The organism is Haematobacter missouriensis, from assembly GCF_000740775.1.
Lineage (GTDB): Bacteria > Pseudomonadota > Alphaproteobacteria > Rhodobacterales > Rhodobacteraceae > Haematobacter > Haematobacter missouriensis.
This window is the reverse complement of the sequence record NZ_JFGS01000007.1, coordinates 1-16,449: the sequence shown is the minus strand read 5'-3', so window position 1 is coordinate 16,449 and position 16,449 is coordinate 1. Positions and strand designations below refer to the sequence as shown.

At 65.6% G+C, this 16,449-nt stretch carries 12 protein-coding genes and 2 pseudogenes; 8 read left to right on the top strand and 6 right to left on the bottom strand.

Going from position 1 to position 16,449, the window contains the following annotated elements; genetic code table 11:
- Positions 1–63: 63 nt before the first annotated feature.
- Positions 64–1,383, bottom strand: a complete 1,320-nt coding sequence (gene miaB, locus CG51_RS07510; protein WP_035743615.1) for a tRNA (N6-isopentenyl adenosine(37)-C2)-methylthiotransferase MiaB — start codon at positions 1,381–1,383, stop codon at positions 64–66.
- A 287-nt stretch (positions 1,384–1,670) separates the two neighbouring features.
- Positions 1,671–2,108, bottom strand: coding sequence for a Fur family transcriptional regulator Irr (irr, locus tag CG51_RS07505; RefSeq protein ID WP_416171662.1), 438 nt, complete (start codon positions 2,106–2,108; stop codon positions 1,671–1,673).
- A 166-nt stretch (positions 2,109–2,274) separates the two neighbouring features.
- Here irr and fabA point away from each other — a divergent pair, with 166 nt between their 5' ends.
- The 8 genes and pseudogenes from fabA to CG51_RS07465 all read left to right on the top strand — a co-directional run bounded on the left by fabA (position 2,275) and on the right by CG51_RS07465 (position 8,983).
- Positions 2,275–2,781 (top strand): bifunctional 3-hydroxydecanoyl-ACP dehydratase/trans-2-decenoyl-ACP isomerase, encoded by a 507-nt coding sequence (gene fabA / locus CG51_RS07500; protein WP_035743613.1) that lies wholly within the window; start codon positions 2,275–2,277, stop codon positions 2,779–2,781.
- A gap of 20 nt (positions 2,782–2,801) precedes the next feature.
- Positions 2,802–4,031, top strand: a complete 1,230-nt coding sequence (fabB, locus tag CG51_RS07495; protein ID WP_035743611.1) for a beta-ketoacyl-ACP synthase I — start codon at positions 2,802–2,804, stop codon at positions 4,029–4,031.
- Positions 4,032–4,034: 3 nt separating this feature from the next.
- Positions 4,035–4,823, top strand: coding sequence for an enoyl-ACP reductase FabI (locus tag CG51_RS07490; RefSeq protein ID WP_035743609.1), 789 nt, complete (start codon positions 4,035–4,037; stop codon positions 4,821–4,823).
- 81 nt (positions 4,824–4,904) lie between these two features.
- Positions 4,905–5,726, top strand: a complete 822-nt coding sequence (locus CG51_RS07485) for an alpha/beta fold hydrolase (protein ID WP_035743607.1) — start codon at positions 4,905–4,907, stop codon at positions 5,724–5,726.
- Positions 5,723–6,700 carry a threonine ammonia-lyase gene (locus tag CG51_RS07480; RefSeq protein WP_035743605.1) on the top strand — a complete coding sequence of 326 codons (978 nt, stop codon included), beginning with the start codon at positions 5,723–5,725 and terminating at the stop codon, positions 6,698–6,700. Before CG51_RS07485 ends, CG51_RS07480 begins: the two co-directional genes overlap by 4 nt.
- A pseudogene (pcaD, locus tag CG51_RS07475) lies at positions 6,700–7,488 on the top strand (3-oxoadipate enol-lactonase); the annotation flags it as partial. The gene CG51_RS07480 and the pseudogene pcaD, both read left to right, overlap by 1 nt.
- Before the next feature lie 152 nt (positions 7,489–7,640).
- A complete protein-coding gene (locus CG51_RS07470) occupies positions 7,641–8,345 on the top strand; it encodes an alpha/beta fold hydrolase (RefSeq protein ID WP_035743604.1) in 705 nt (234 codons plus the stop codon).
- A 59-nt stretch (positions 8,346–8,404) separates the two neighbouring features.
- Complete coding sequence (locus tag CG51_RS07465) at positions 8,405–8,983, top strand: hypothetical protein (RefSeq protein WP_035743602.1); 579 nt, start codon at positions 8,405–8,407, stop codon at positions 8,981–8,983.
- A 194-nt stretch (positions 8,984–9,177) separates the two neighbouring features.
- Here CG51_RS07465 and CG51_RS07460 read toward each other — a convergent pair whose 3' ends face one another.
- The 4 genes and pseudogenes from CG51_RS07460 to CG51_RS07445 form a co-directional block, all read right to left on the bottom strand.
- On the bottom strand, positions 9,178–10,056 hold the full coding sequence (locus CG51_RS07460) for a transglutaminase family protein (protein WP_035743600.1): 879 nt from the start codon (positions 10,054–10,056) through the stop codon (positions 9,178–9,180).
- Positions 10,057–10,069: 13 nt separating this feature from the next.
- On the bottom strand, positions 10,070–12,478 hold the full coding sequence (locus tag CG51_RS07455; RefSeq protein ID WP_035743598.1) for a circularly permuted type 2 ATP-grasp protein: 2,409 nt from the start codon (positions 12,476–12,478) through the stop codon (positions 10,070–10,072).
- On the bottom strand, positions 12,479–15,811 hold the full coding sequence (locus CG51_RS07450) for a transglutaminase family protein (protein WP_035743747.1): 3,333 nt from the start codon (positions 15,809–15,811) through the stop codon (positions 12,479–12,481).
- Between the two features lie 249 nt (positions 15,812–16,060).
- Positions 16,061–16,449: pseudogene (locus tag CG51_RS07445) on the bottom strand (integrase core domain-containing protein); the annotation flags it as partial.

The window sequence follows — 16,449 nt, the reverse complement described above, 5'->3', positions numbered from 1 at the left end:
CGCTTTGGCTCCCGCAGCGAAAAAACGCCATGCACTGCGGCATGGTTCCCGCAGGCATCGCAATCAGGCGACAATCTCACCGGCGAGGGAGTTCGGTCCGGCCTCCACGATCCGCACTCGGGCCAGCGTTCCCGGGGCGGCATCCGTCACGGCGTGAACGGCGTGCAGATAGTCCGACTTGCCAACCATCTGTCCGGGCATGCGGCCCTTTTTCTCGAAGAGCACGCTCACCTCGCGGCCCACCATGCCCTGCTGCGCCGCCCTCTGCTGCGTGGTGAGCAAAGCTTGAAGCCGCTGGAGCCGTTCGTCGGAGACATCGGCGGCGACGGGAGGACGATCCGCGGCGGGCGTACCGGGACGGGAGGAATACTTGAATGAGAATGCCATGCCGTAATTGACCTGCCGCACCAACTCCATCGTGGCCTCGAAATCCGCCTCTGTCTCACCCGGGAAGCCCACGATGAAATCGCCCGACATCATCATGTCGGGGCGGGCGGCGCGGATGCGATCGATCAGCCGCAGGTAACCCTCGGCGGTGTGCCGCCGGTTCATCGCCTTGAGGATCCGGTCTGAGCCCGACTGCACCGGCAGGTGAAGATAGGGCATGAGCTTTTCGACCTCGCCATGCGCAGCTATGAGGTCTTCGGACATGTCGTTGGGGTGGGAGGTGGTGTAGCGGATCCGCTTCAGCCCGTCGATCTCCGCCAGCGCGCGCACCAGCCGGGCGAGCGACCAGTCTCCACCCTCCCCCTCGCCATGATAAGCGTTGACGTTCTGGCCAAGCAGCGTGATCTCCCGCACGCCGCGCTCCACCAGATCGCGGGCCTCCCGAAGAATGCGCTCCGCTGGGCGGGAGACTTCGGAGCCACGGGTATAGGGCACGACGCAGAAGGCGCAGAACTTGTCGCAACCCTCCTGTACGGTCAGGAATGCTGCGGGCGGGCGGTTCGGCAGGGGGCGCTTGGGCAGATGCGCAAACTTGTCCTCCTCCGGGAATTCGGTATCCACGGCGCGGGCGCCCTGCTCCACCTTCTCCATCATGGCGGGCAGAAGGTGATAGGTCTGCGGCCCGACCACCAGATCGACCAGCGGCATCCGCCGCATGATCTCCTCTCCCTCCGCCTGCGCGACGCAGCCCGCGACACCGATCTTCAGGTCAGGCTTTGCGAGTTTCAGCGGTTTCAGGCGGCCAAGATCCGAATAGACCTTCTCCGCCGCCTTCTCCCGGATATGGCAGGTGTTCAGCAGAACCATGTCCGCCTCCTCCGCCACTTCCGTGGTGACATACCCCTTCGCCCCCAGCGCCTCTGCCATGCGCTCGCTGTCATAGACGTTCATCTGACAGCCGTAGGTCTTGATGTAGAGCTTCTTGGGCGTGGCCATGAGAACTACTCCGGGGCGAACGATGAGGAAGGGCGCCTGCTACACCGGAACTCCCGAAATCGCAACAGAGGGGTGACGCGGCCCCTGTAACGGCGCCCCTCGCGGAGGCAGCCGCCAGGCTGTGAGGCTGTGAGGCTGTGAGGCTGTGAGGCTGTGTGCCGATGGCGGGCAGGAGCGTCAAGCCGCATAGCCGGAAATGACTTGGCGCAGCCTCATTGCGACCCCATCGCCAACCGGCCCTTCACAGTCGGCGGCGCTTCCACCGCCCATGACACTCGAAAGCGCCGTCAGTCCCGGCGACGGAGACGGATCACCACGTCCACGCGGCTCACCTCCATGCCCTCCGGCACTTCGGGAATGCGGGCGATTTCAAGCTGATCGGCAGGCGCGTCGGACAGGGACGCGGTGTCTTCCCAGTAGAAATGCGGGTGATCGTCGATGCGCGTGTCGAAATAGGACTTGTTCCCGTCCACCAGCACTTCCTGCATGATCCCGGCCTCGCAGAATGCGCGGAGCGTGTTGTACACGGTGGCCAAGGATACCTTCTCCCCGCTGTCGAGTGCGGCGGCATACAGGCTTTCCGCAGTAACGTGCCGGTTCTTGCCGTCTCCGATCAACAGAGCGGCGAGTGCGACACGCTGCCGCGTAGGCCTTACGTTCCCAACCGCGAGCCAGCGGCTCCCCCGGTCAATTGCGTCGGCTGACATGTTCTGGCTGGCTGACATAAGGCTTCTCCTGACCTTCATCTAAGCCTCGTGCGCTGCTTTTGCAAACCCAAATGCCAATGCAACAAGGTCTCCGGCTGGGGAATCGGGGGCGTGGCTTGCTTTGGCGGCAGGCCCGGTGATAGAGGGAGGCAGCCCAGATCAAGGACAAGGACGCCTGCACCCCATGCCGGACTACCCGACGAGCTTCGACAAGGAAGGTCTTCTTCTCTGCGCACGAGGGGAGCTGTTCGGACAGGGCAATGCCCAGCTTCCCGAACCTCCCATGCTGATGATGGACCGCATCACCGATATTTCGGCCGATGGCGGGCTGCACGGCAAGGGTCACGTGGTCGCGGAATACGACATTCACCCCGACCTTTGGTTCTTCAAATGCCATTTCGTCGGCGATCCGGTGATGCCGGGATGCCTCGGCCTCGACGCGCTGTGGCAGCTCACGGGCTTCAACCTTGGCTGGCGCGGGATGCCCGGTCGCGGCCGCGCGCTGGGTGTGGGAGAGGTAAAGTTCACCGACATGGTGACGCCCGCCACCCGGAAGCTGACCTACCTGGTTGATTTCACCCGCGTCATTGACCGTAAGCTGAAGCTCGGCATGGCCAATGGCCGGATGCTGGCGGACGGCAAGGAAATCTACAACACTACCGACATGAAGGTCGGACTCTTCACCGACTGATACTAGGGGGAGGACCAGCCATGCGCCGGGTCGTCATCACGGGACTGGGCATCGTCTCACCGCTCGGCAACAATGCCAGTGAGGTCGAAGCCTCCCTCCGGGCCGGGCGCTCGGGCATCGTCTTTGCACCGGAATATGCCGAACGAGGCTTCCGCTGCCATGTCCACGGCATGCCGCAGATCGTGCTGGAAGACCACATCGACAAGCGTAATCTTCGCTTCATGGGCGCGGGCGCAGCCTACAACTTCCTCGCCATGGAACAGGCCGTGAAGGATTCGGGCCTGCCGGAGAACGAGGTGTCGAACGAGCGCACCGGCCTCATCATGGGATCGGGCGGGTCGTCGACGTCGAACTTCCTCACCGCATTCCAGACGGTGATCGAAAAAGGCGGCCCGAAGCGCATGGGGCCGTTCATGGTCACGCGCTGCATGTCTTCCACCAACTCCGCCACGCTGGCCACGCCCTTCAAGATCAAGGGTGTGAACTATTCCATCACCTCCGCCTGCTCGACCTCCGCCCATTGCATCGGCAACGGGGTGGAGCAGATCCAGATGGGCAAGCAGGATGTGATCTTCGCCGGCGGCGGTGAGGAGGTCCACTGGACCCTTTCCTGCCTGTTCGACGCGATGGGGGCGATGTCGTCGAAATACAACGACATGCCGGAACGCGCCTCCCGCCCGTTCGACGCGGCCCGTGACGGCTTCGTCATCGCGGGGGGCGCGGGGGTTGTCGTGCTGGAGGAACTCGGCCACGCGCTCGCGCGCGGCGCGAAGATCTACGCCGAGGTCACAGGCTATGGCGCGACATCGGACGGCTACGACATGGTCGCCCCCTCCGGTGAAGGCGGTGAGCGGGCCATGCGCCAGGCGCTCGCCACCCTGCCGGAAGGGCGCAGCATCGACTACATCAACGCCCATGGCACCTCGACCCCCGTCGGGGACGTGACGGAGGTACAGGCGGTGCGCCGCGTGTTCGGAGAGGGCAAGGTGCCTCCGATCTCCTCCACCAAGTCGCTTGCCGGTCACAGCCAGGGCGCGACGGGAGCACATGAGGCCATCTATTCGCTGCTCATGCTGAATGGCAATTTCATCGCCGGCTCAGCCAACGTCGAAAACCTCGACCCGGCCATCCACGAAGGCGAGATCGCCACGACAGGGCGCGAAAACGTCGCGCTTGACAGCGTGCTATCCAACAGCTTCGGCTTCGGCGGCACCAATGCCACGCTCGTCATGAGCAAGTACCTGGGGTAAACCATGGCCGGATTGATGACGGGCAAACGCGGGCTGGTGATGGGGGTCGCGAACGATCACTCCATCGCCTGGGGCATTGCCAAGGCGCTTCATGCAGAAGGGGCCGAGCTGGCGTTTTCCTATCAGGGCGAGGCATTCGGCAAACGGGTGGAGCCGCTGGCCGCCTCGCTGAACTCCGAATTCCTGATCGACGTGGATGTGCAGGACGATGCCTCGCTCGACGCCTGTTTCACCCGACTTCAGGCGGAATGGGGGCAGATCGACTTTCTTGTCCACGCCATCGCCTATTCGGACAAGAAGGAGCTGACCGGCCGGTTCATCAACACCAGCCGCGAGAACTTCAAGACATCGCTATCCATCTCCTGCTTCAGCTTCATCGACGTGGCCCGCCGCGCTGCTGCGTTGATGCCGGATGGCGGCTCGCTCATCACGCTGACCTATCAGGGCTCGACCCGCGTCACCCCCTATTACAACGTGATGGGCGTGGCCAAGGCGGCGCTGGAAAGCTCTGTCCTCTATCTGGCGAACGACCTTGGCCCGCAGGGCATCCGGGTGAATGCGATCTCTCCCGGGCCGATGCGGACGCTGGCCGGCGCGGCCATTGGCGGGGCGCGCAAGACCTACCGTTTCACGGAGGAGAACGCCCCGCTCCGCGCCAATGCCACGCTTGAGGCGATCGGCGGCACAGCGGTCTATCTGCTCTCCGATTACGGCGCCTGCACCTCGGGCGAGATCATTCGCGTCGACGGCGGGTTCCATGTCATAGGCATGCCGCAGCCGGAAAACCTCTGACGGCGGAGCCGCGGCGCGGCGCCCCTTCCGTCCGGCCCGCCGCTGTGCCAGTCTCCTCCCCGCATCATGGGGAGACGCGGCATGACGACATTCAAGGCCTCGGACGGCGCGGAAATCTACTATACCGATGAAGGCTCCGGGCTTCCGGTCCTCTGCTTGTCGGGCCTGTCCCGCACGGGGCGGGATTTCGACTATCTCGCGCCGCACCTGCCCGATGTCCGCCTGATCCGACCCGATTACCGCGGACGCGGACAATCCGCCTGGACAGGCGAAAAGACATATACCGTTCCACGCGAATCCCGCGATGCGGTAGAGTTGCTCGACCATCTGGGCATCGACAAGGCAGCCCTCATCGGCACCTCTCGCGGCGGGTTGAACGGGCTGTTCCTCGCTGCGACGCAGAAGGCGCGGCTCCGTGGTCTGTGCCTCGTCGATGTGGGGCCGGAAATCGCCAAATCCGGGCTGGATGCGATCTTTGCCTACATCGGCCGCAATCCGAGATGGAAGACCTATGCGGAGGCGGTGGAGGCTATGCCTAGCGTCATGACGGGCTTTGCCAATGTCCCCGCCCACCGGTGGGAGGAAGAGGTCCGCCATCACTACATCCAAACGCCGTCGGGGCTGGAGATCAACTATGACCCGGCGCTTCGCGACGCTTTCCTCGCCGCCTTTGAGGGGCCACCGCCGGACCTGTGGCCACTGTTCGACGCCTTGGCCGGCCTGCCGGTCGCGCTGATCCGCGCGGCCAATTCCGACCTCCTCACGCCGAAGATGGTTGAGGACATGCGGGCCCGGCGCCCCGATATTCTGTTCGGCGAGGTTCCCGACCGGGCCCATGTGCCCTTCCTTGACGAACCCGTCTCTCTCGCCATCGTCCGAGCCTTCCTGAAAGAATGCCAATGACCTCCCTCTCCCTCATCGAGGCCGCCCGTTCCCGCTTCCCGGCGGAAGTCCGGCGCACTCCCCTTCTCTCTTCCCCCTTCATCGACGAGATCGCGGGGCGGCGGGTGCTGGTGAAGGCGGAATGCCTTCAGCACACGGGGTCGTTCAAGTTCCGCGGGGCCTGGTCGGCCATCTCCGCGCTGCCGGAGGTCCAGCGCGCGAGCGGGGTTCTGGCCTTTTCCTCCGGCAACCACGCCCAAGGGGTTGCGGCGGCGGCGGCGATGCACGGGGTTCCGGCGGTCATCATCATGCCTGCCGACGCCCCTGCCCTGAAGATCGCCAATACGCGCGCCTACGGGGCGGAGGTCGTGCTCTATGATCGCGGCGGCAACCGCAGCCGCGAGGAGATCGGACTGGAGATCTCGACGGCCCGGAATCTCAGCCTCGTGCATCCGTTCGATGACCCACAGGTGATCGCCGGTCAGGGAACCGTGGGGCTGGAGATCGCGGAACAGGTGGCGGAGCTCGGCCTGACCACCGCGGATGTGATCGTCAACTGCTCCGGCGGCGGGCTGACGAGCGGCATCGCCCTGGCGCTGGAGGCGAAGGCACCGGGCCTTCGGGTGCGGACGGCAGAGCCGGAAGGCTTCGACGATGCCGCCCGCTCTGTCGCCTCCGGCAAGCGGGAGCGGAACCTGAAGCTCACGGGCTCCATCTGCGACGCGATCCTGTCACCGGAACTGGGACAGAACACGTTCCCGGTCATCAAGCGGCTCTGCGGTCCGGGGCTGGTCGTCTCGGACGAGGAGGCCCTCTCCGCCATGGCCGAAGCCTTCACCCGTCTGAAGCTCGTTCTGGAGCCGGGTGGCGCCGCATCGCTTGCAGCGGCGCTCTACCGGGCGGATGAGATCGAGGGCGATACCGTGATCGTCGTCGCCTCCGGCGGAAACACCGATGCCGCGATGTTCAGCCGCGCGCTTGCCAAGACGGTCTGATGCGCGATGGGCTGATAGATGCGGGCGGCGCCACGCTCTACTGGCGTGAGGATGGCGCGCCGGAAGGGGCACCGCTTGTCCTCGCCCATGCGCTGGGTCTAGACCACACGATCTGGGATGCCGTGGTGCCGCTTCTGCCGCCCGAGCTGCGGATCATCCGCTATGACCTGCGGGGGCATGGCCGGTCCTCCGTGCCGCCTGCGCCCTATGGGATGGGCGCTCTCGTCCGCGATGCGGAGGCGTTGATGGATGGGCTCGGCCTGCACGACGCCATCTTCCTGGGCCTGTCCATCGGCGGAATGGTGGCGCAAGGGCTGGCGGTGAAGCGGTTCGATCTGGTGCGCGGGCTGATCCTCTCTAATACAGCCGCGCGGATTGGCGGTCCGAACGTGTGGGAACGGCGGATGGAGACGGTCCGGCAATCCGGTCTTTCAGCGCTGGCCGATGAGACGATGGCACGCTGGTTCTCCCGCGCCTTCCGGGAGGAGGGGCTGGACCTGCCGTGGCGCGCCAGGTTGCTGGCCACGCCGGTGGAGGGCTATCTCGGCTGCTGCGCGGCATTGGCGGGCGCCGACTTCTATACGACGACGGCCTCGCTCACCCTGCCTACCCTTGCCGTGGCAGGGACGGAGGATGGCTCCACCCCGCCCGATCTGGTCAGGGAAACCGCCGATCTGGTCCGCGGCTCCGACTTCGCACTGATCAGGGGCGCGGGACATCTGCCACCTGTGGACCGCCCCGCTGCCTATGCGGCGCTGATCGCGACCTTTGCCGCGCGCATCGCCCATGCAGGCCCGCGCGAACAGCAGATCCGGGCGCACAGCCACCACGACCACGACCACGACCACGACCACGACCACGACCACGACCACGACCACGACCACGACCACGACCACGAGGATGGGCGCGGCAAGGACAGTCCGCAAGGCCATCGCGAGGGATGACGCGGTTCGTGCTGGTCCACGGCGCCTGCCATGGTTCATGGTGCTGGACGGATGTAGAAGCGGCGCTCCGCCGGCGGGGTCACGAGACGGAAGCCATAGACCTTCCCTGCCGCGGAGACGACCATACCCCCGCGCGGGAGGCGACTCTCGCCGGCTTCGCCGAACGGGTGGCCCGGGCGATGGAGCGACCCTCCGTCCTCGTGGGACACTCCTTCGCGGGCTTTCCGATCACGTCGGCGGCGGCGCTCGTGCCGGACAGGATCAGGCAGCTCATCTATGTCGCGGCTTATGTGCCCGCACCGGGACGATCGCTTCGGGATATGCGCAAGGCATGGCCCGACCAGCCGCTGCGGGGGAGCTATGTCATGGCGGAGGACAGCGCGGCCTTTACCTTTCGCACCGAGCTGGCCCGACCGCTTTTCTATCACGACTGCGCGCCGGAGATCGCCGCCGATGCGGTCGCGCGGCTCTGCCCGGAACCTGTCTCGCCTCAGGAAACGCCGATACCGGAGACGGATGCCGCGGTCGCGCTGCCGCGCCGGTATATCCTCTGCACCGAAGATCGGGCGATACCTCCCGCATTTCAGGCGGCGATGGTACAGGACTGGCCGGAGACCGCGGTCGTACGGCTGGCGACCTCCCACTCGCCGTTTCTGTCGAGACCCGATGACCTTGCGGAACTGCTCTGCCGCGAGCTTTAGGACAAGTCGATATAATCCGGCAGTTGCAATCCCTTGCTGCATGGGGTTTACCCTCCGAGATGCGATTTCTGTCTCTCCTCATCCTCGCCCTTCTGCCTGCGGCAAGCGTCGCGGCAGAGCCCCGTTCGCTCGCCTATCTTTCCGCCGAACGGTCGGCGGGAAGCACCTACGGCGGTGTGGGGCTGATGGGCACATTCAATGGCCTGGACAGCTCCGGCCCGGTCGGGACGGTCGAAATCGGTCGCCCGGACGACGGCGGTACGCGCTTGGCCATTGCAGGGGGCTGGCGTTTCGTCGGGCAGGGCGCCTATCTCACGGCCTTGGCCGGAGTAGAGCAGCAGGATGACGCGAACCCCCTCGGCGCGCTGGATTTGTGGTGGGACAACCGGGACTGGATGACCAGCTTCCGCGGACAATGGGTGAAGAACACGGATCGCAACCTCCGCGCGGCAACCGGCTTCAGGCTGGGCGGGAGTGGGCCGTGGTTCGGGCCGGAAGTCTCGGATACATGGCAGGGAAGCCGCTTCGGTCTGCATGCGACAGGCATTCCGCTGCCGCTCGCGTCGGAAAGCCGCATTTCCGCCGGCCATGGCAAGCAGGGCAACTATGTGGAGCTGTCTCTCTGGCGGCGCTTCTGAAGGCCGGATCCCAGGCGAGACCGACCTAGAATAAATGCTCTTGTCGGTAAGCAGGGCGCCTGGACCATGACACGGATGCCAGGAGCTTTCCTGAACACCAGCGGTTGCGTCAGTTGGGTCCAGCTTGCCGGTGTCGATATGGACGCCATGCGTCCGATCCGCCGCGCCTCACAATAGTACCGAATACCCAAGGGTCAGCGGAGAGGGATGACATCCACCGCCTGTCCCGAACTCTGGCTTCCCGCTGTGCGGAGCGCGCCGCGAACGGGGGAGACATCGGCATAATCGCGCCCCCGCGCGATGACGATATGGTCCTCGCCCACCACCATCGCATTGGTGGGATCGTAGTCGCGCCAGCCCATCTCATGACCGCACCAGGCTCGCACCCAGGCATGCATGGCATCCGCCCCCTCAAGCCGTGGTGCGCCGGGTGGCGGTTCGGTGCGCAGAAAGCCCGAGACATAGCCCGCCGGAATCCCGATCCCGCGAAGCGCCCCGATCATTGCGTGAGCAAAGTCCTGACACACGCCACGGCGTGCGGCGAATGCCTCCAGCACAGGGGTATCCACCTCCGTCGCCTCCGGATCATAGATCATGTCGCGGTGGATCGCGCGCCCCAGGGCCATCACCATTTCCCATGCCGTCGGATCAGACAAGGGCAGCGCGCGCCCGTAGTCGGCAAGCGCGGCAGCACGAGGCACACGGGCCGAGGGGCCGAGGAAGTGATGCGGGGAGTCCGGCCCGAGATCGCGATGCTCCACCACTTCCCGCGCGATGTCCGCGAGTCGCGGCGAGACGTCGAGCACCGCGCCCTGCGGCATCCGCTCCACCCGCGCCTCGAGACGAAAGCACGTCTCCTCCACCAAGCCGTCGAACGCGAGTTCGATCACCCTGTTGCCGAAGAAATCCGTCCGCTCATGCCATTCCGCGGGTTGAGGATCGACCGACACGCGGCTTTCCTCCACGCGCTGCTCCCCGGCAAGCTGAAGCGGAACGATGCGGAGCAGGTGCCGCCCGGCCTCTGCCCCGCCCTCATAGACATAGTCGAGGCTCATCTTCAGCTCATAGCGCATGCGGCCCCCCTGCTCAGATCAACCATTTCCGCCCGATGAGAACGGAAATCTCCCCCAGACCCTCCGCCACGACGTCAAGCGCGGGGCCGGTCAGTTCCTCCGGCGTCGCGGTGGCGACGCGGGTGCGCAGGCGCAAAACCGCCCGCTCCACCTCGCCCATCGGCGCATTGCCCTGCCCCCGCCACAGTACGCCCATACGCTCCTGTATCAGATCGAGCTGATAGAGCACCGCCCGGGGATTCAGACGGTCCAGCGCCAGCAGATCAATGACGGTTGCGCGATTCGCCTCCGCGGCGAAGCGGCTGCGGTGGGTCATCACACTGTCACCGACCTCCACCGCGACATCGAGCGCTCCCTCGGGCGCCATTTCATCTGCCAGAACGGCGAGCAACCGCGCGGTTCCCAGCGCACGTTCCAGCGCGCGTCCCGTGGAAAGAAAGCGCCAACCCATCGTATGATACATGTTCTCATGCACCAGGCCGGAGAAGCCGGTGATCTTGCGGAGCAATACGCTCATCCCCCGCGCGCCGTCATCGCCGGGTTTCAGCACACCTGCAAGCCGTCCCGCGGTGCCATCCAGATCGGTCAGTGCCATCCAGCCATCAATCGAGAACCGGTCGCGTACATGGCTCGCGGCGGTCAACGCTCCGCGGAGCATGTCGCGAAGCCCTGCAGGCACGCCCGCGCCCGGCTTTGCACCGCGATCCTCAAGACAGTCGCCGATCAGCGCCTGAAGCGGCGCGTCCTCTTCCCCCGTCTCGGCCACGCGGGCATGCCAGGCACGCAGCAAACGGACAGTCGTTTCCGCACGCTCAACATAGCGGCCCAACCAATATAGATTGTCCGCGGCACGCGCGGGAAGCAGCGGAGCCTGCCGCCGAAACTCAGCCACGCTTGGCCGCTGAATCATCGTATCGGCTTCGACCGGCGCATCGGCGACGACCCAGACATCCGCAACGGACGCCCCCTGGCGAAGCGCGACGGCTGTTGGATCCTCCGACGTGCCGATCCGGGCAAAGCCCCCGGGCATGACGGTCCAGCCCTCCGCCGTCCGTGCCAGATAGACACGGAGGCTGTAGGGCCGTGGCACCAGCCGCCCCTCCACCAGCGCAGGCATGGTGGAAAGGTGCACGGCCTCCTGCCCCACCAGATCGCCGCCGCCCGTAATGATCCAGTCATCGAGCGCGGGCGCCGGCGGCTCGCCCCTGAACCGACCGGCGACAGCCGCCTCCGCCTCCAGATCGAAGAACAGCCGGTTGGAGAGCGCGGGAGAGATCGTCATCTCGGTCGCGTGGCGCCTGACGTGATCCCGCTCCACCGCCTGCCCGCACCACCACGTGGCGATGTTGGGCAGCAGGAGAGGCGCGCCGGTCATCGCTTCGGAAATGCGCGGCAAAAAGGCCAGGAGGGCCCGCATCTCAACGACCCCTGACCCGAGAGCGTTCACCATCGCGAGATTGCCCGCGCGGATGGCACCGATCAGCCCCGGCGTACCCAGACGGGAAGCCTCGTTCAGTTCCATCGGATCCGTCCATGCCGCATCCATCCGCCGCCAGAGCACGCTGATCGGCCGCAGCCCCGCCACCGTGCGGATCAGGAGCGCGCCGTCCCGCACTATCAGGTCATCACCCTCCAGCAGGCTGAAACCGAGATAGCGGGCGATGAAGGCATGTTCGAAATAGGTCTCGCTCATCGGGCCGGGTGTCAGGATGCCGATGCGCTCTTCCTCCCCGCCCCGCAGATCCATCAGGCGGTCGCGGAAGGCGCGGAAGAACCCGGCGAGCCGGTGGACATTCTGCTCCGCGATCGCATCCGGGAAGGCGCGCCCCGTGGCGATCCGGTTCTCCAGCGCAAAGCCCGCGCCGGAGGGCGCCTGAGCCCGGTCGCTCAACACCCACCAGTCGCCGTTCGGGCCCCGGCCGAGGTCGAAGGCAAGGAAATGCAGGAAATCCCCCGATTTCGGCGTGACGCCGACCAGCGGGCGGAGCCACTCCGGGTTGGCTGCCACCAGCTCCGCCGGCAGATGCCCCTCCCGCACCAGACGGTTGGGACCGTAGAGATCAGCCACCAGCGCTTCCAGCAGGTTCGCCCGCTGGATCAGACCTGCCGACAGGGTGCGCCATTCGCTCTCGGGCAGCAGCAGGGGCACAGGGCTGAGCGGCCAGTCGCGGTCGGCCGCATCAGCCGTACCGTACTGACGATGGAACACCCCCGCATCGCGAAGATACTGGTCCGCCCGAGCACCGCGCGACCGGATCTCCTCCTCCGTCATGAGGGAGAGACGTTCGATGAAAGTGCGCCAGACAGGGCGAACCCTGCCGCCGGCATCGAGCAGTTCGTCCGGAATGCCGGTCTTCGGCCGATACTCGGCAAGAAGCCGGGCCAGCGCATCTTTCGCGGCAAGGGCGCTTCGGCGTCCCATCTAAAGCCCCGGTGCCCTCCGCAGGTCGAGCGTCATCGGATATTCCCGATTGGGCGCTTCGGCAGGCGGCATATAAAGGCCCGGAGTGTGGCCCCGCGGCTCGAATCGCGCGAGACGACGCGCCTCGGCCTCGTTGCCGTTGACGGGGAAGGTATCATAGTTCCGCCCCCCCGGATGCGCCACGTGATAGGTGCACCCGCCCAACGCCCGCCCCGTCCAGGTGTCGAAGATGTCCAGCGTAAGCGGCGCATTGACCGGCAGCACCGGATGCAGCGCCGCAGCAGGCTGCCACGCCTTGAACCGGACGCCGCCAACGGCAACGCCGCTGGTCCCGACAGGCGTCAGCGGTACACGGCGCTTGTTGCAGGCCACTACGTAACGCCCCGGATCGGAGGTCGTCAGCTTCACCTGCATCCGCTCCACCGAACTGTCGGTATAGCGGACGGTGCCACCGATGGCCCCGGTTTCACCCAGAACGTGCCACGGTTCCAGCGCCTGCCGGAGTTCAAGGTGAACGCCCTCGTATTCCACTTCCCCGGCGAAGGGAAAGCGGAACTCCTGCTGCGCCTCGAACCACTCCGACCGCATGGGGAAACCATGCCGGTCAAGGTCACGGAGCACGTCCAGAAAATCCTCCCAGACGAAATGCGGCAGCATGAAGCGGTCATGCAGCGTAGTGCCCCACCGCACCAGCTCGCCCGTGACCGGCGAATGCCACAACCGGGCGATGAGCGCGCGGATGAGCAGTTGCTGGGCCAGCGACATGCGCGGATCGGGCGGCATCTCGAAGCCCCGGAACTCCACCAGCCCCAGACGCCCTGTCGGCCCATCGGGGGAGTAGAGCTTGTCGATGCAGATCTCCGCCCGATGGGTGTTGCCGGTGACATCCACCAGAAGGTTGCGCAGCAACCTGTCCACCAGCCATGGCATCGGCGCCTCTCCCTGCCCCGGAGGCGGCATCTGGGCAAGCGCGATCTCCAGCTCATAAAGCGCATCGTGCCGGGCCTCGTCGATCCGAGGGGCCTGTGAGGTCGGCCCGATGAACAGGCCGGAGAACAGATAGGAGATGGAGGGATGCCGCTGCCAGTACAGGATGATCGAGCGCAGCACATCGGGGCGGCGCAGGAACGGGCTGTCGAGCGTCGTCGCACCGCCCACCACCACGTGATTGCCTCCGCCTGTGCCGGTATGCTTGCCGTCGATCATGAACTTGTCGGCGCCCAGACGCGTCTGACGCGCTTCCTCATAGACGCCCTCGGTAATGGCCACACAATCCTCCCAGCTCGCGGCGGGGTGGATGTTCACCTCGATCACGCCGGGATCAGGCGCGACGCGAATCACGTTCAGGCGGCTGTCCTGCGGGGGGGTGTAGCCCTCGATATGAATGGGCAGGCCCATGCGGGCCGCCGTCGCCTCTGCCGCCGCCAGCAGGTCGAGGTAGTCCTCCACCCGCTCCGTCGGCGGCATGAACACGCAAAGCCGACCATCCCGTGGCTCCACCGAAAGGGCGGTTCGCACGACACCCCCCACCTCACCTGAAGGCACCGGTGGAACGACATTCTCCCGCGGCGTGCCGGTGAAACGCATCACGGGCTGCTGGCGCCGGGCGCGGTCCACTGCATCGGCCACCGGAGGCGTCACGGGTAGCGGGTCGCGCGGGATCGTCGGATCGGCGGGGTTCACATAGGGGAACTGCGAAGGCGAGACATAGGGCAGCGAGCCGAGCGGCAGGCGGTAGCCTACGGCGCTATCCCCGGGGACAAGGAACAGGTTACCTCGCCGCGTCCGCCACTTTTCAGAGAACCAGCGCCTCCCGGCCCGCGCCTGCCAGCTCTGGATTGGCAGCACGTAGCCCGATGGTGTTGTCAGGCCCCGGTCGAAAACCCGGGCGATACGATGGCGCTCCTCCGGATCCTTGATCTTGGAGTTCTGCGGGGTGACGTTCTCCGGCAGACGGGCCTCCCGTACCATCCATTCGGCGGGGTCTTCATAGGCGGGCATCACATTGTCCGAAGGCACGCCGAGCTCTGTCGCCATGACTTTAAGGAACTCTTCTGCCTGCTCCGGCGTGGCCCCCGTCTGCTCCCCCTCGGGTGCGATCAGCGCGGCATCGCCCCAGAGCGGCCTGCCATCCTTCCGCCAGTAGAGCGAGAACGTCCACCGCGGCAGCGTCTCGCCGGGATACCATTTGCCCTGCCCGTAGTGCAGAAATCCGTTGGGCGCGAAGCGGTCACGCAGGCGACGGATCAGCCTGTCGGCCAGCACCCGCTTCGTCGGCCCGACGGCGGCGGTATTCCACTCCGCACTCTCGAAATCGTCGATGGAGACGAAGGTCGGCTCCCCCCCCATCGTCAGACGCACATCCCCGGCGGCAAGGGACGCATCGACCTTGCGACCGAGGTCGTTCAACGCGCTCCACGCCTCTTCCGAGAAGGGCTTCGTTATGCGGGGGTGCTCCGCCACGCGGGTCACGCGCATGTCGAAGTTGAAATCAACCTCCGCATAGGAGGCCAGGCCGGAGATCGGCGCGGCATTGCGGAAATGCGGCGTGGCGGCGAGCGGGATATGGCTCTCCCCCGTCAGCAGGCCGGAGGTCGGATCCAATCCTATCCACCCCGCGCCGGGCAGATATACCTCGCACCACGCATGCAGATCGGTGAAATCGACTTCCGTGCCGGAGGGGCCGTCCAGTGCCTTCAGGTCCGGTTTCAACTGGATCAGATAGCCCGACACGAACCGCGCCGCGAAGCCCAGATTCCGCAGCGCCTGCACCAGCAGCCATGAAGAGTCGCGGCATGATCCAAGACCGCTGGCAAAGGTCTCCTCCGGCGTCTGGACGCCCGGCTCCATGCGGATGACATAGCCCACCTCCCGCGCGACGCGAGCGTTGAGACCGACAATGAAATCCACGGTCCGCTGCCGCTCCCGCGGCACACTCGCCAGAAACGCGGCAAGCAATGGCCCGACAGGTTCCGGCGTGCGATAGATCGACAGATCGGCCTGCACATCCTCCGGGTAGTCGAAGGGCCAGGTTTCCGCGCTTTCCTCAACAAAGAAGTCGAACGGGTTATAGACCGTCATGTCGGCGACCAGATCGACCTCTATCTTCAGCTCTGTCACCGGCTCGGGAAAAACGTACCGGGCCAGCCAGTTGCCGTAGGGGTCCTGCTGGTAGTTCACGAAATGCCGGTCGGGCGACACCCTCAGAGAGTGGGATATGACCCGCGTGCGGCTGTGCGGAGCGGGGCGGAGGCGGATCACCTGCGGTCCGAGAATCACCGGCCTGTCATAGCGGTAATGGGTGAGGTGATAGATCGCCGCCTTGATTGCCATGGTCTTGCCCCCGTCCCGCGGCTTCGCCGTCATGTCGGGGGAACCGTTTCACACTTTTCCGGGGCGTTCCAGCCTGTTGCGGCCAGCCCCGGCGCGTTGCCCGCGGAACGTGCAGAGACGGCGGCCACCGCCACTCCCTTGGGCGAAGATATCGCAGCCCCCCGCCAAGCGATGCGGGAAGCAGCCGGTGGCTATGCAATTACAAGCACCGTTCAACATTCTTTCGGAAAGCGTGAGCGGGCTGCTTTCCTAGCTGTTCAGTCCCGGCATCTGGTGGATCGGGTTTAGGATGAGTCTGTCGGACTCTGCTGTCCGGACCTTGCAGATGTATTCTTAGGGCGTGAGGCCGTTGAGGGTCTTCAGCCTTCGCGCGAAGGTGTAGGCTGCCATGACGTCGGTGAGGTGCGTGCGAAGCTGGTCATGGCGCTCATAGTGGAGGCGCTTGACGTTCAGCGGGAAAACGATCCCCCGGATCGTTTTCTGATCCGCTTCACCTTCCTTGATGGTGCGGTTCATCCGCTCAACCTGGCCGTTGGTCCAAGGGTGGTTCACCTTGGTCCGCCGGTGATCGATGTCGCGTTCACGGCATACGCGCCCGAAGATGTGCTTGAAGGCGCTGGTATCGACGCTGCGATTTG

Coding starts and splice junctions, on each gene's coding strand:
- miaB (WP_035743615.1), bottom strand. CDS start 1,383: ATGGCCACGCCCAAGAAGCTCTACATCAAGACCTACGGCTGTCAGATG.
- irr (WP_416171662.1), bottom strand. CDS start 2,108: ATGTCAGCCAGCCAGAACATGTCAGCCGACGCAATTGACCGGGGGAGC.
- fabA (WP_035743613.1), top strand. CDS start 2,275: ATGCCGGACTACCCGACGAGCTTCGACAAGGAAGGTCTTCTTCTCTGC.
- fabB (WP_035743611.1), top strand. CDS start 2,802: ATGCGCCGGGTCGTCATCACGGGACTGGGCATCGTCTCACCGCTCGGC.
- CG51_RS07490 (WP_035743609.1), top strand. CDS start 4,035: ATGGCCGGATTGATGACGGGCAAACGCGGGCTGGTGATGGGGGTCGCG.
- CG51_RS07485 (WP_035743607.1), top strand. CDS start 4,905: ATGACGACATTCAAGGCCTCGGACGGCGCGGAAATCTACTATACCGAT.
- CG51_RS07480 (WP_035743605.1), top strand. CDS start 5,723: ATGACCTCCCTCTCCCTCATCGAGGCCGCCCGTTCCCGCTTCCCGGCG.
- CG51_RS07470 (WP_035743604.1), top strand. CDS start 7,641: ATGACGCGGTTCGTGCTGGTCCACGGCGCCTGCCATGGTTCATGGTGC.
- CG51_RS07465 (WP_035743602.1), top strand. CDS start 8,405: ATGCGATTTCTGTCTCTCCTCATCCTCGCCCTTCTGCCTGCGGCAAGC.
- CG51_RS07460 (WP_035743600.1), bottom strand. CDS start 10,056: ATGCGCTATGAGCTGAAGATGAGCCTCGACTATGTCTATGAGGGCGGG.
- CG51_RS07455 (WP_035743598.1), bottom strand. CDS start 12,478: ATGGGACGCCGAAGCGCCCTTGCCGCGAAAGATGCGCTGGCCCGGCTT.
- CG51_RS07450 (WP_035743747.1), bottom strand. CDS start 15,811: ATGGCAATCAAGGCGGCGATCTATCACCTCACCCATTACCGCTATGAC.